At 44.6% G+C, this 13,510-nt stretch carries 7 protein-coding genes; 2 read left to right on the forward strand and 5 right to left on the reverse strand.

The features are described 5' to 3' along the window. Positions 1–72 precede the first annotated feature (72 nt). Positions 73–2,652 (forward strand): TRAP transporter permease, encoded by a 2,580-nt coding sequence (locus OCV39_RS12700; protein WP_017051162.1) that lies wholly within the window; start codon positions 73–75, stop codon positions 2,650–2,652. 93 nt (positions 2,653–2,745) lie between these two features. Next, positions 2,746–3,186 (forward strand): universal stress protein, encoded by a 441-nt coding sequence (locus OCV39_RS12705; protein ID WP_136994197.1) that lies wholly within the window; start codon positions 2,746–2,748, stop codon positions 3,184–3,186. Between the two features lie 71 nt (positions 3,187–3,257). Here OCV39_RS12705 and OCV39_RS12710 read toward each other — a convergent pair whose 3' ends face one another. From OCV39_RS12710 to OCV39_RS12730, 5 genes are all read right to left on the reverse strand, one after another. Continuing rightward, positions 3,258–3,995, reverse strand: a complete 738-nt coding sequence (locus OCV39_RS12710) for a pseudouridine synthase (RefSeq protein ID WP_171756241.1) — start codon at positions 3,993–3,995, stop codon at positions 3,258–3,260. A 124-nt stretch (positions 3,996–4,119) separates the two neighbouring features. After that, positions 4,120–7,029 carry an RNA polymerase-associated protein RapA gene (rapA, locus tag OCV39_RS12715; RefSeq protein WP_261888574.1) on the reverse strand — a complete coding sequence of 970 codons (2,910 nt, stop codon included), beginning with the start codon at positions 7,027–7,029 and terminating at the stop codon, positions 4,120–4,122. 284 nt (positions 7,030–7,313) lie between these two features. Further along, positions 7,314–8,759 carry a metalloprotease TldD gene (gene tldD, locus OCV39_RS12720; protein ID WP_261888575.1) on the reverse strand — a complete coding sequence of 482 codons (1,446 nt, stop codon included), beginning with the start codon at positions 8,757–8,759 and terminating at the stop codon, positions 7,314–7,316. Between the two features lie 17 nt (positions 8,760–8,776). Next, positions 8,777–9,592 carry a carbon-nitrogen hydrolase family protein gene (locus tag OCV39_RS12725; protein WP_261888576.1) on the reverse strand — a complete coding sequence of 272 codons (816 nt, stop codon included), beginning with the start codon at positions 9,590–9,592 and terminating at the stop codon, positions 8,777–8,779. Positions 9,593–9,630: 38 nt separating this feature from the next. Beyond that, complete coding sequence (locus OCV39_RS12730) at positions 9,631–13,506, reverse strand: YhdP family protein (protein WP_261888577.1); 3,876 nt, start codon at positions 13,504–13,506, stop codon at positions 9,631–9,633. Between the last annotated feature and the right edge of the window lie 4 nt (positions 13,507–13,510).

Genomic DNA, 13,510 nt, shown 5'->3' on the forward strand with positions numbered 1-13,510 from the left:
TGATAGGTGCTCAATAGAACTCTAAGTCGAAGAACGATGAGTCTAGACCATCAAGAAATAAGGATAAAGTACATGACGCAGACAAACACACCGTCTCCAGATGTGCAAGAAATGGTGGCCCAATCCGACACCGGAGCGCGTAATCCGAGCGGTCTTTCTGGGAGAATTTTATGGTTTGTACCACTCTGTTGGTCGCTATTCCAACTTTGGTACGCATCGCCACTGCCATTTATTTTTGATTTTGCCGTGCTTAATGACACTCAAGCACGCTCGATCCATCTCACTTTTGCTATTTTCTTGGCGTTCACCGCCTACCCTGCAATGAAAAATTCACCGCGAGATAGCATTCCCGCGGTCGATTGGTTACTAGCCCTAGCAGGTAGTTTTTCAGCGGCTTATATCTATCTTTTTTATAGCGAATTAGCCGACCGTTCAGGCGCACCGACGACTTTTGATATCGTTGCTGCCGTTACAGGAATGGTTCTACTTTTAGAAGCAACTCGTCGAGCTTTAGGTCCGCCGTTAATGGTGGTAGCAGCTGTATTCCTACTGTACACATTTGGCGGCCCTCACATGCCAGATGTTATCGCTCATAAAGGGGCAAGCTTGAATAAAGCAATGTCTCACCTATGGCTAACCACTGAAGGTGTATTTGGCGTAGCGCTAGGTGTTTCAACCTCTTTTGTATTCCTATTCGTTCTTTTTGGCGCGATGCTAGAGCGAGCGGGTGCAGGTGCATACTTCATTAAAGTGGCCTTCTCACTGCTTGGTCATATGCGTGGCGGACCAGCAAAAGCGGCCGTTGTCGCTTCTGGTTTATCCGGTCTTGTTTCTGGATCTTCAATTGCAAACGTAGTCACCACTGGTACGTTTACGATCCCATTAATGAAACGTGTCGGGTTTTCTGGCGAAAAAGCGGGAGCAGTTGAAGTTGCCGCATCCACAAACGGGCAATTAACACCACCAATCATGGGTGCAGCAGCATTCTTAATGGTGGAATACGTGGGTATTTCTTACGTAGAAGTGATCAAAGCAGCTCTACTTCCAGCACTAATTTCTTACATTGCGCTTATCTACATTGTTCACTTAGAAGCCTGTAAAGCCGGCATGACCGGGTTACCTCGTCGCCACACACCAACAATTATCCAAAGCTTGCTCTCTTTCACCGGAACCATCCTTGGTTTATGTGTAATAAGTGCTGCGGTTTACTACGGCGTCGGTTGGACGAAAGATGTATTTGGCGCGGCAGCAACCCCGATTGTGACCGTTGCTTTATTACTCTCGTATGTGGCTCTGATCCGCGTATCCGCAAAGTATGCAGCGGAAGGTGGCATGGATATTAATGCTGAGCTAACTGAAGTACCCGATCCCGGCCCAACTGTGAAATCTGGTTTGCACTTTCTGTTACCTATTGTTGTTCTAGTCTGGTGTTTAACCGTTGAGCGTTTTTCTCCTGGGTTATCTGCATTCTGGGCAACCGTGTTCATGATTTTCATCTTGATCACTCAACGTCCATTAATTGCTCTGATGTCTAAAACGGGTGATATCAATGAGCAAGTAAAAGCCGGATTCATCGATCTACTCGAAAGCTTAGTCTCTGGTGCTCGTAATATGATCGGTATTGGTGTCGCAACTGCCGCTGCGGGTACGGTTGTCGGTGTTGTAACGCTGACTGGTATCGGCTTAGTCATGACCGACTTTGTTGAGTTCATCTCTGGCGGAAGCATCATTTTAATGCTGCTATTTACTGCGGTTATTAGCTTAGTGCTGGGCATGGGGTTGCCTACCACGGCAAACTACATCGTTGTGTCTACTTTGATGGCGCCAGTAATTGTGACTTTAGGTGCCGCTCACGGGCTGATCATTCCACTCATTGCGGTCCACCTATTTGTGTTCTATTTCGGGATATTAGCCGATGATACGCCACCTGTAGGTTTAGCTGCGTTCGCGGCTGCTGCGATTGCAAAATCAGACCCAATTCGAACCGGTATTCAAGGTTTTACCTACGATATTAGAACGGCCATTCTTCCATTTATGTTCGTGTTTAATACACAACTCCTCTTAATGGGCATTGATACATGGTGGCATTTAGCGTTAACCATCTTCTCATCTGTCGTTGCAATGCTCATCTTCTCTGCGGCAACGCAAGGTTGGTGGTTTACACGTAATAAATGGTGGGAAACCGTCCTATTATTAGCACTAACGTTCACCTTCTTCCGCCCAGGTTTTTGGTGGGACATGGTTTACCCTGCAAAAGTTCTTTCGCCAGGAGTTGAGATAGCTCAAATTACTGAAAAACTAAATGTAGGACAATCACTTGAGCTGAGAGTTGCTGGTGAAAACCTTGAAGGCGACTACTCTGAGAAAACGGTTCGCCTACCATTTGATGATTACGCGGTAAGCGCAGAAGAGCGAATTTCGTCCATGGGCCTAATGCTAAATCAGGTTGATGGCAAAATGATTGTTGATATGGTTGAGTTTGGTAGCCCTGCGGAGTCTTCTGGTATTGATTTCGATTGGGAGATTAAATCCATTATTCAAGATGCAGATAGACCGATGAAAGAGTGGGTTTTTGTTCCAGCCCTACTTCTTCTTATTGGACTAGGCTTAAACCAACGTAGACGCGCTCGTAAGGATGAACTAAGCGCTTAATAGAGAAAGTGGTACTATCGGCTTTCTTACTGGAAAGGATATTGGCGGCAGCTAGCGATTAGCGTTAGCTGCACAATTTAAAGAGAATAAATAATGTATAAACAAATCCTTGTTCCTGTCGATTTAAATGATAAAGGCTTTTCAGATAAAGCCGTTGAGTTAGCGGTTTGGCATGCGAAACACTCTAACGCTGAAGTTCACCTATTGAATGTTTTACCTGGCATTCATATGTCTATGGTCGCGACTTACTTCCCTAAAGATGCGGCTCACAAGATGAAGCTAGATGTTAAAAGCCAGCTGAAAGCTTTTGCTGATCAACATATCGATGATGAAGTTATCTACAAAGTTCATGTTGCTGAAGGAAAACCATACTCAACCATCCTTGAGTATGCAGCAAAACTTGGTGCCGACTTAATCATTATGCCAAGCCATAAACGGTCAAGAATGGACAAAGTCGTACTAGGATCGGTGGCGAGTAAAGTCGTGCAAAACTCACCTATCAATGTGTTAGTGGTAAAACCGCAGAACTCGTAACATGATCTCTATCGATATAAGATCGATTCAGATTTCTATAGAAAACGGCCATTCAATGAATGGCCGTTTTTTTAATTTTTAGGCAAGGTTTTGTAGTCTGGTAAGCATTCACTCGCTTCAAAGTGTTGCAGAACTTGAGGCTCAACCTCTGGATAGAAATCGCATGGCACAAACGCCGTAAACAATTTTTCGGTGGCGGGATGATAAAAACTCAGCTCACAAGCATGCAGCGCTAATCTATCAGAGAAAGTTAGCGCCTCACCTGACGAGTAAAACTCATCACCGACAATAGAGTGCCCTATTTCCATCGCATGAACACGTAATTGATGTGAACGACCAGTGATAGGAAGTAACCTCAATAAGGTCGTTTTCTCTTCACGCTTCGCCACTTGGTAGCGCGTTTGTGATGGCTTTCCATCTTCATGACAAACCTTCTGTCTTGGTCTATTCGGCCAGTCACAGATGAGCGGAAGATCAATCTCGCCTTGTTCCTCTTCGACTAATCCCCATACACGTGCGTAATATATTTTGTGAGTTAAGCGGTATTGAAACTGTTTCTTCAATGAACGCTCAGCTTCTTTATGCATGGCGAAAAGCATTAAACCCGATGTCGACATATCGAGTCGATGCACCACCTGTATCTCTGGGTATTCAGCGACTAAACGGCTCCACATACTATCATAATGCTCAGGCGCCCTACCGGGTACGGAAAGCAATCCCGATGGCTTATTGGCGACCAGAATATCATTATCTTGATACACAATATCAATCCAAGGTTCGGTCGGGGGAATGTATTCAATCATCGCCATTGTGACATCTCATTTAGTAAAAAAGAAAAACTCGATTTAGTCTAAAAACTAAATCGAGCTCTATCATGCTATCTCTTTATCAGGCTCATTGGTCGCTCAATATCACCCTCAAGAATAAACAATATTAGTTGTGGCTTACCACTATCATGCGTAATGAATCGAGCTGCACTTGGGCTTTACCAATGTATCCCGTTAACTCTTGAATTTGCGTTTCAATCGCTTCAAGCTCTTCATCTCGGATATTTGGGTTTACCGCTTTAAGTGCCTGTAAACGCTCTAACTCACCATTAAGGTTAGACTGCATATCTTGCTGAGCCTGCTCACGGATCGCTTCTACACGCTCTACAACTTGAGCTTCCCCTAATGAAATAAGCTTATAAACATCATTTTGAACCGATGCCACCAGCTTACTGCCTAAATGACGGTTTACTGGACTAAGTTGACGGTTAAAGCTTTCAAATTCTACTTGTGCAGACAGGTCATTACCACGTGCATCCATCATTAAACGGATTGGCGTTGGCGGTAAGAAGCGACTGATGCCACTGCGTTTTGGTGCTTGAGCATCAACAAGATAGATAAGCTCTAGCAAGATCGTACCAACAGGCAACGCTTTATTCTTCAGTAAAGAGACCGCTGACGTACCGACACCTTCACTCATCAATAGATCGATACCACCTTGAATCATTGGGTGTTCCCAGCTGATAAAGTTCATATCTTCACGAGACAATGCGGTTTCACGATCAAACGTGATCGTCGCGCCTTCATAAGGCAGCCCAGGGTAGCTCGGCACCATCATATGTTCAGATGGCGTCACAACCAGTGCGTTTTCACCTTTATCGTCTTGATTTAGGCCGATGGTGTCGAATAGGCTCAAAGCAAAAGTGATCAAGCCAGTATCGCCATCGGTTGACGCGATCTTATTGACGATCTCTTGCGCTTTCTCACCACCATTCGAGTGCATCTCAAGTAGACGGTCACGGCCTTGCTCTAGCTGAGATTTCAACTCTTTGTTCATCTTCGCCGACTCATCAATGATTTCATCTAACTGCTCAGTGTTACCTGTCGCTAGCATGTCGATCAATGTCGCTGCGTATTTGTCGTATACCGCGCGTCCTGTCGGGCACGTTTCAGAAAATGCACCAAGGCCTTCATCAAACCAACGCGCAAGAATCGCTTGAGAAGTCCCTTTTAGGTAAGGCACATAAATATCGATATCGCGCTCTTGACCAATACGATCTAAACGGCCAATGCGCTGCTCTAACAGATCGGGATTAAATGGAAGATCAAACATCACCAATTGGTTAGCAAACTGGAAGTTACGACCTTCAGAACCGATTTCACTACAGATCAGAACTTGGGCGCCACCCTCTTCTTGAGCGAAATATGCAGCCGCTTTGTCACGTTCGATGATTGACATGCCTTCATGGAAAACGGTCGCTCTAATGCCTTCACGTTCTCGTAGTGCTTGCTCAAGTTGTAATGCCGTACTTGCACGAGAGGCAATGACTAACACCTTCTCACTGCGCTTCTCTTTAACCTTCTCTAATAACCAGTTAACACGCGAATCGAACTGCCACCAAGATGCATCTTCCCCTTCAAATTCTTGGAAGATCTCTTCAGGGTAGAGCATTTTCATTGCACGAGCTTCAGGAGGCATTTTGCCACCGATCATGCCAGATACGCGCATTGATGTGGTGTACTGAGATGGAATATCCATTGGTAGCAAGTGAACATTACGCTCTGGGAAGCCTTTAATTGCCGCACGAGTGTTACGGAACAGTACTCGCCCCGTACCGTGGCGATCCATTAAGTTGTCAATCAACTCTTGGCGTGCTGCGGCTTTCTCTTCTTCGCCACTGTCACTTTCGATAATACGGAACAGAGGTTCTACATCTTGCTCTGATAGCAGTTCTGTAATCTGATTCTTCGCGCTATTTTCTAATTTGATACCCGAAAACAGTGCCGTTACTGAATCGGCAACTGGTGCGTATTGATCTTCTTCGGTGACAAAGGTTTGATAATCATAAAAACGATCAGGATCAAGCAAGCGTAGACGAGCAAAATGGCTTTCTCGACCGAGTTGTTCCGGCGTCGCGGTTAATAGCAGTACGCCTGGAGTGCGATCAGCAAGCCCTTCAACCACTTGATATTGGCGACTCGGCTTGTCTTCGCTCCACTCTAAGTGATGCGCTTCATCCACGACTAATAGATCCCACTCACCTTCTAATGCTTGCTCATAACGCTTACGACTCTTACGTAGGAAGTCTAATGAGCAAAGAACATATTGCTGGGTATCAAATGGGTTGTCTGATTCAGCAAAGGCTTCAATGCAACGCTCTTCATCAAAGATAGAGAAGTGCAGGTTAAAACGACGCATCATTTCAACGAGCCACTGATGCTGCAATGTTTCTGGAACAACAATAAGAATACGTTCAGCACGACCAGACAACACTTGTTGGTGAATGATCATACCCGCTTCGATGGTTTTACCTAAGCCCACTTCATCAGCCAGCAATACACGAGGAGCATGACGACGACCCACTTCGTGTGCGATGTAAAGTTGATGAGGGATCAGACCTGCACGCATACCACACAGACCACGCATTGGGCTCTTGTGCTGTTCAAACTGATTGCTCAACGCTCGGTAGCGCAGAACAAAGTTATCCATACGATCAATCTGACCAGCAAACAGTTTATCTTGAGGCTTGTTAAAGCGAATTTGGTTACTTAAGAAAATTTCGCGCAGTGCGATCTCTTCTTCGCCATTATCTTCGCGCTTACCGATATAGGTAAACAATCCTTTGTCTTCGATGACTTGTTCAACATTGAGAGACCAACCTTCTTGGCTTTCGACAACATCTCCAACGTTAAATGTTACTCGGGTTACGGGAGCTTCAGTTCGTGCGTACAAACGGTTCTCTTCTGAAGCGGCAAACATTAATGTCACTGTACGAGCATCCAATGCTACGACGGTACCTAAACCTAAATCGCTTTCCGTATCGCTAATCCAGCGTTGCCCCAAAGCAAATGTCATGAATTGACTACCTCATCTATTAAATGGAATTTGGTCTATTAATTTTAGCTATAAATCTTCTTTCTGTTGCCCATTTTAAAGGCAACATTCAATAATTCAGTACGAATATTATAGGAACAGAAAAAGGTCGCTAATCTTACTTGATGCTGTGATTTAGGTCACGCCCAAACACTCATTATCTTGACTCTTTTTCTGTCTATTTTCTTACGCATTTACAAAAATGAGCGCCTAGTTACCTAGGCGCTCATTATCATCATTTATGGTGTTTACTGTTTAGCTAAATCTTACTCGGTACCACCAACGGTCAATGAATCCAGTTTCAATGTTGGCTGACCGACACCGACAGGTACACTTTGACCTGCTTTACCACAAACACCTACACCGCGATCTAAGCTCAGATCATTACCGACCATAGAGACTTGCTGCATTGCTTCAATACCAGAACCAATAAGCGTCGCACCTTTGACTGGGTGAGTAATTTTACCGTCTTCAATCATGTAAGCTTCTGATGCAGAGAAAACAAATTTACCTGAAGTGATATCCACTTGACCGCCACCAAAGTTCGGAGCGTAAATGCCTCGCTTCACTGTCGAGATGATCTCTTCTGGGCTGTGCTCACCCGGCAACATGTATGTGTTTGTCATGCGCGGCATTGGTAGATGAGCATAAGACTCACGACGTCCGTTACCTGTTGGTGCAACACCCATTAAGCGAGCGTTCAATTTATCTTGCATGTAGCCTTTGAGTACGCCGTTTTCAATCAGTGTATTGTATTGGCCATTGACACCTTCATCATCCACATTTAGTGATCCACGAAGATCTTTCAGCGTGCCATCATCCACAATCGTGCAAAGCTTTGACGTGACCTGTTCGCCAACTTTACCAGAGAATACCGATGATTCTTTACGGTTAAAGTCACCTTCTAGTCCGTGACCCACCGCTTCATGTAACAAGACACCTGGCCAACCAGAACCTAATACCACTGGCATTGCGCCTGCTGGTGCGGCAATCGCTTCAAGGTTCACTAGCGCTTGACGAATCGCTTCATCAGCATATTGATAAGCGATCTGAGTTCCGTTTTCATCACCTAAGAAGAAATCATAACCAAAGCGGCCACCACCGCCTGAGCTACCACGCTCGCGACGATCACCTTTTTGCGCCAACACGCTGATAGACAAACGAACTAGTGGGCGAATATCACCCGCATAAGTCCCATCCGTTGCGGCAACTAGCATCTGCTCGTGCACACCACTCAAACTAATTGAAACCTCTTGAACCATCGGTTCTTTAGTACGGATATACGCATCTAACGCTTGTAATAGCTCTGTTTTTTGCTGCTTCTGCCAACACTCTAATGGGTTCGTTGCGCCGTAATACGCTTGGTTTGAGCTACGCTTAAATGCTTGAACCTGACCATTTTGACCTTGTTGAGCAATACCACGTGCCGCAATGGCACTCTGCTTTAAGCCATCAAGCTGAATTTGGTCCGAGTATGCGAAACCCGTTTTTTCTCCAGAGACTGCGCGAACACCTACACCACAATCAATGTTAAAAGAACCATCTTTGATGATGCTGTCTTCTAGTACTAGAGATTCATGCCAGCTTGATTGAAAGTAAATATCTGCGTAATCAATTTGACGAGTCGCAATACTCGCAAGGGTGTCTGCAATATCTTGCTCAATTAAACCAGTAGGGTTAAGTAGTGCTTCTTCAAGACGATTAATGGTCATATTTGGTTCTTATTATCCTAATAAAATTGATTACTAAAACGCGAGTGTTGGAGGATTGGCATTCGTTGCCTAATCGATTCTATTTGAGATAGATCGATCTCAACCACTAAGTTCTGCGCATGTTGGTCGAGTTGACGAGTGACTCGACCCCACGGATCTATCACCATAGAGTGTCCCCACGTTTCTCGACCGCAAGGATGAACTCCACCTTGCCCGGCAGCCACTATCCAACACTGATTTTCAATCGCTCTGCTTCTAAGTAACACCTCCCAGTGGGCATTACCCGTCACGGCTGTGAATGCAGCAGGAACGACAATTATTTGAGCACCTTTACGCCTCAATTCTGAGTATAGATGTGAAAAACGCACATCATAACAAATACTCAAACCTAAACACCCAAATGGTGCCTCATGCGTGACCACTCTATCACCAGGAGTAAAGGTCTCAGATTCTCGATAACATTGGTGCTTATCGGCAACATCCACGTCAAACATATGCAGTTTATCGTAATGTGTCACCAGCGTACCAAAATCATCGAACACTAAAGTCGTGGTGGTGACACCTTTTTCCGTTCGAATCGGCATGCTTCCAATCACTAGCCATAGCTTAAATCGTCGAGCTAGTGATTGCAGTTTCTCCTGAATCGGTCCTTGATTCAGTGGCTCAGCATAACGATGGTAATCCTCTTTGCTACCAAAAATAATCGAATTTTCTGGTGTCAGGACCCAAGTAACATTCTCTTGAGCGAACTTGTTTAGCTGATCTTCTATATGCTGCAAGTTAACCCAAGGATCCGCCCCTGATGTCATTTGAATGATTCCAACGTTACTCATAGCGATTCCTTTTGCTATTCAAACCTATATTTCAGTCTCTATTTTAATTTTTCCAACAGCTTCTCTGGTAGCTTAAATTCGCCTTTGCTCCGTGAAAGCTCTTTTACCACAGGTGAATCAAGCGGTCCCTTCACTTCATAATTTACTTGAGTGATTACCTCAACAACGGGTGAGATTACCGTGGTGATCGCAAGTACATAAAGCGCGGTTTGTGGCGTCACAGCGAAAGCGGTCAGTACCGGAATACCTGAGGTAATATCGGGCGTGAATTCTACTTCAGCATCAACCAACTGAGTGTTCAAATTCGCAAGGCCTTTAATATTCATCTCACCCGCGACCGCATCCATATTAATGTCATTGGTAACAAACACACCATCTTGAATTTTCCCGCTACCAGTGATGCTCGTAAATGCCATTCCTTTATCAAATACGTCACTAAAATCGAGTTTCATCTTACGGATGATTGAATCAAGGCTAAATAGACCGAGTAGACGAGCAGCACCACCCACATCAGAAATCACCCCTTCGCCAAAGGTCAGATCAAGATTGCCTGACAAGGTATTCACTTGCATTGACCAAGGTGAACCATCCCATTCCGCTTGAGTGGTGATATCAAATGGAGCTTTTTGAATCCCGGTATCAACACCGAATCGTTCCATCAGATCGCTATTATTTTCGCCTTTAATATGGATATTTGTACTGGAGTGGCTCTCCTCATCTTTGAGTGTCCACCAGCCATCAATGTTAAGTTCATTCGTTCCACTGATCACTTGAACCTTTTTCCATTCAAGCCGATCATTTTGGCGTTGGAGATCAACGTTTACTTTACCTACGTTATAGCCTTGGAGCCAAAAATCATTGATCACTAAGGTTAAGTTCGGCATCGCTTTATGGAATTTCCGTTCAAACTCTGAGATTAAAGGCCTCAGTTGTTTTGCTTTTTCTTCTTCCGGCGTTTTTTCTTCTAATACTTTATCAATAGCAGGAACATAGATGTGCAGTCTATCGAGGGATACACTCAGATCGTAAGGTTCAAGATAATTCACTCGACCTTCAATTTCTTGGCTCTCAACATCCATCTGCCAACCGAGGTTTTTTTTACGAGCACTAAAGTCCACATCATGCCATTCAAGGCCTGCAAATGTTAAAGCTTGGCTTTGTACTTTCAAACGTTTAGGCAACGGAATAATCGGGGTATTCATGGTATCAACCACCGATTTTGCACCGACGACAGGCTCATCAGCCACAGAAATCCACTCATCCAAATCAAACGTATCAGTACGAACAAGAACGTGGTGCCCAACGACAGGGCTAATTTTAAAGCCGCCATTCCCGAGCACTAAGTTAGTGGCGGTGAGTACTGGTGTATCTTGAGTGATATCGATTTCTGCTTGGTACTTAGTATTAGGCAATTGCAAACGAGCGGTTATGGACTCTTGGTTACCTGACGCTTGTAAACTAGCTTTACCCTTATCTCCGGCAGATTTTGCTAACGGATATGGGTACTGGCTCTCTAAAGAAGTTAGGTTTGATTGCAAATCTAGCTGATAAGTAAATCCAACATCATTAAGTTGAAGGTCTACCCCAAGCTCCCAAGGTGCGTGGCCACTCAATCGCTTTAACCATCGTTGTCCAAGGTATGGCGTCAGTGGCTTCACATCCCAATCCCCTACCGCATCCAATTTTACGGCATAGCCTTGGCCTGCATTCTCACCGGTAAAATCAATGGATACCGGTTGATCTAAGATCTCACCGCCCAGTCCAGAAGCCATAATTACATCATCATCAAATTTAATTCGCCCCGTGACTTTTTCCAGAGTCATTGGTGGCGCAGCCATTTCTACGTGATTATTTTTTAAATCAGCAAAGCCCCATGCTCGTGTATCTTTGCCTTCATCAAATGGAATATTTAGCTTAAATTCGGACGATACCTTACCACTCACTTGAATCGCGGTAAGAGCAGCACCAACAGAGTCAACCAATGGCGAGGCTGTCATGTAATCCCGTACTGCATTTCCTGAAGCACTGACTTTCGCTTCAATTTCGATATGCCCGCCTTCTCCTAAATTGGGGATACGCCCTGTAATACGTTGCGCGTTGACTCCCATCAATTTTGCAGAACGTGAATCTAAGTGCATTGCCGCATTTTCAAACAGAAGGTCCAACTGCAAATTAGTCACTAGTGGCCAAGCGGTATCAAAACTAAACTTCGCATCTTCGAGACCAACCCAAGCTTGAAAGATGCCATCGTTTTTTTGATATGGGTAATCGCCCAACTCTCCATACCACAACAATTTCGCAGTATGGGCTTTCCCTGCCTGAACCGCAGCAGAGAGATAATCTGTAAGGTCTTGTCCAAGAGCAAGAGTCGGTAAATAACGCCATGTTTGTCCTGCGTTATACACATCCGCTTCCGCATAAAAAGAGAGAAATGGACTAGCGTTATTCGGAAAATCCAGACGGAAAGCACCTAGTACTTGTAAATCCGGAGTCGCTGCGGTGACTTTATCTGCCCATAAACTCCAGCCGTCATCTTGGCGTTGCCACACCACATCAACCGCACCTTGCTTAATCACTAATGGCGCTTGAAATACTTCCCCATAAGGGAGTTCATCATCGATAATTTGTAGTTTGGCTGTCGCTTGAGTTTTCGAACCTGCAATGGTGGCATTCGCATAGTTAACACCAGGAAGAAGTTCCCACTGCTTAATCGCGCCATCAACTAATGAGGCTGAATAGGTTAAAGAATCGGCGTCTTGCCCTTGTGCAATACGTATATCTTCAATTCGACCGCGTGGTGAAAGCTTATCTAGCAATTGCGTCATTTCTGTAGAATCAGGGAGCAATTTAGCCATAGGACTTAGCGTAGCAATATCAAGCTGTGAAACATTTAGTCGCCACTGTTCGGGTTGCCACTCAAATGCAATATCCAGTTCAGGCCATGGCGTGTCGTCAGTTCTAAGTTGAAGTGAGTGCCCATTAACTTGCCAACCTTTTTTCAACGGAGACAATTTAAATATGCCAGATTCAATAATTAGATCGTGCTTTGAACCTTCCGTCCATGACAGTTCTGACGGAAGTACTTCAACATAAGCATCGACGGGTTTACTGCGATGTAATGTTATCCAACTATTTAAGCTCACTTTACCTTGATCAATGCCCGTTTCTGTTTGTAGATAACGGGTTAACCATGGAGTCACTAATACGTTTTCAGCACTGACATAGAACTCCCCTGAGACAACTTGCAGCGATCCATGATCAATAAAGTTAGCACTTACCAACAATGAGTTAAGACTTGAGTCCGCGAGGCTCACTTCGCCTTCCACTTTGTGGTTTTTACCTTGGTTACGCCATTTCAGGTGACTAATATCAAGCTGACGCTCTTCACCTGAAACCGCTTGGTACTGCACCAAAGAGTTCGCCACGGTGAAATCTTCTAATTGGCGTAGCAGCAACGAATCCAGTTTTTGTATCACATTGGACTGCGGCGCTTTGGCCGAATCACTAGGAAGATTGTTACCCTCTTTCTGAACCAAGCCGATCGAGCGAATATCTAAGTTCAACCCATTCAGAGTGAGATCAGCGATAACTGGCTTAAGGTGAATCATCGATTGAATAAGATCGAATTCTATTTCGACTTCCTCAACAGAGAGATGATTCTCTTGCCCAGCTAAATTGGCATCGATATTTTTTAAGGAAATGGAGGGATGCGTGTTACGCCAAAAGCCGCTAACACCAGAAAGGGTGAATTCAAAACCAGATCCTTTACTCACCCAAGCTTCTATCTCAGATTTATGCTGATTTAGCTGAGGTAACGTAATGCGCAAGGCCGTAACAGTGATAGCAAGAATCACTAACACTGTTACTAATAACCACAATAAAATCCGCCATAAGCGTGTAAAAGTTGAACTCACAAAA

The organism is Vibrio cortegadensis (assembly GCF_024347395.1).
In the GTDB taxonomy this organism is placed as follows: Bacteria; Pseudomonadota; Gammaproteobacteria; order Enterobacterales; family Vibrionaceae; genus Vibrio; species Vibrio cortegadensis.

Coding starts and splice junctions, on each gene's coding strand:
- OCV39_RS12705 (WP_136994197.1), top strand. CDS start 2,746: ATGTATAAACAAATCCTTGTTCCTGTCGATTTAAATGATAAAGGCTTT.
- OCV39_RS12725 (WP_261888576.1), bottom strand. CDS start 9,592: ATGAGTAACGTTGGAATCATTCAAATGACATCAGGGGCGGATCCTTGG.
- OCV39_RS12710 (WP_171756241.1), bottom strand. CDS start 3,995: ATGGCGATGATTGAATACATTCCCCCGACCGAACCTTGGATTGATATT.
- tldD (WP_261888575.1), bottom strand. CDS start 8,759: ATGACCATTAATCGTCTTGAAGAAGCACTACTTAACCCTACTGGTTTA.
- rapA (WP_261888574.1), bottom strand. CDS start 7,029: ATGACATTTGCTTTGGGGCAACGCTGGATTAGCGATACGGAAAGCGAT.
- OCV39_RS12700 (WP_017051162.1), top strand. CDS start 73: ATGACGCAGACAAACACACCGTCTCCAGATGTGCAAGAAATGGTGGCC.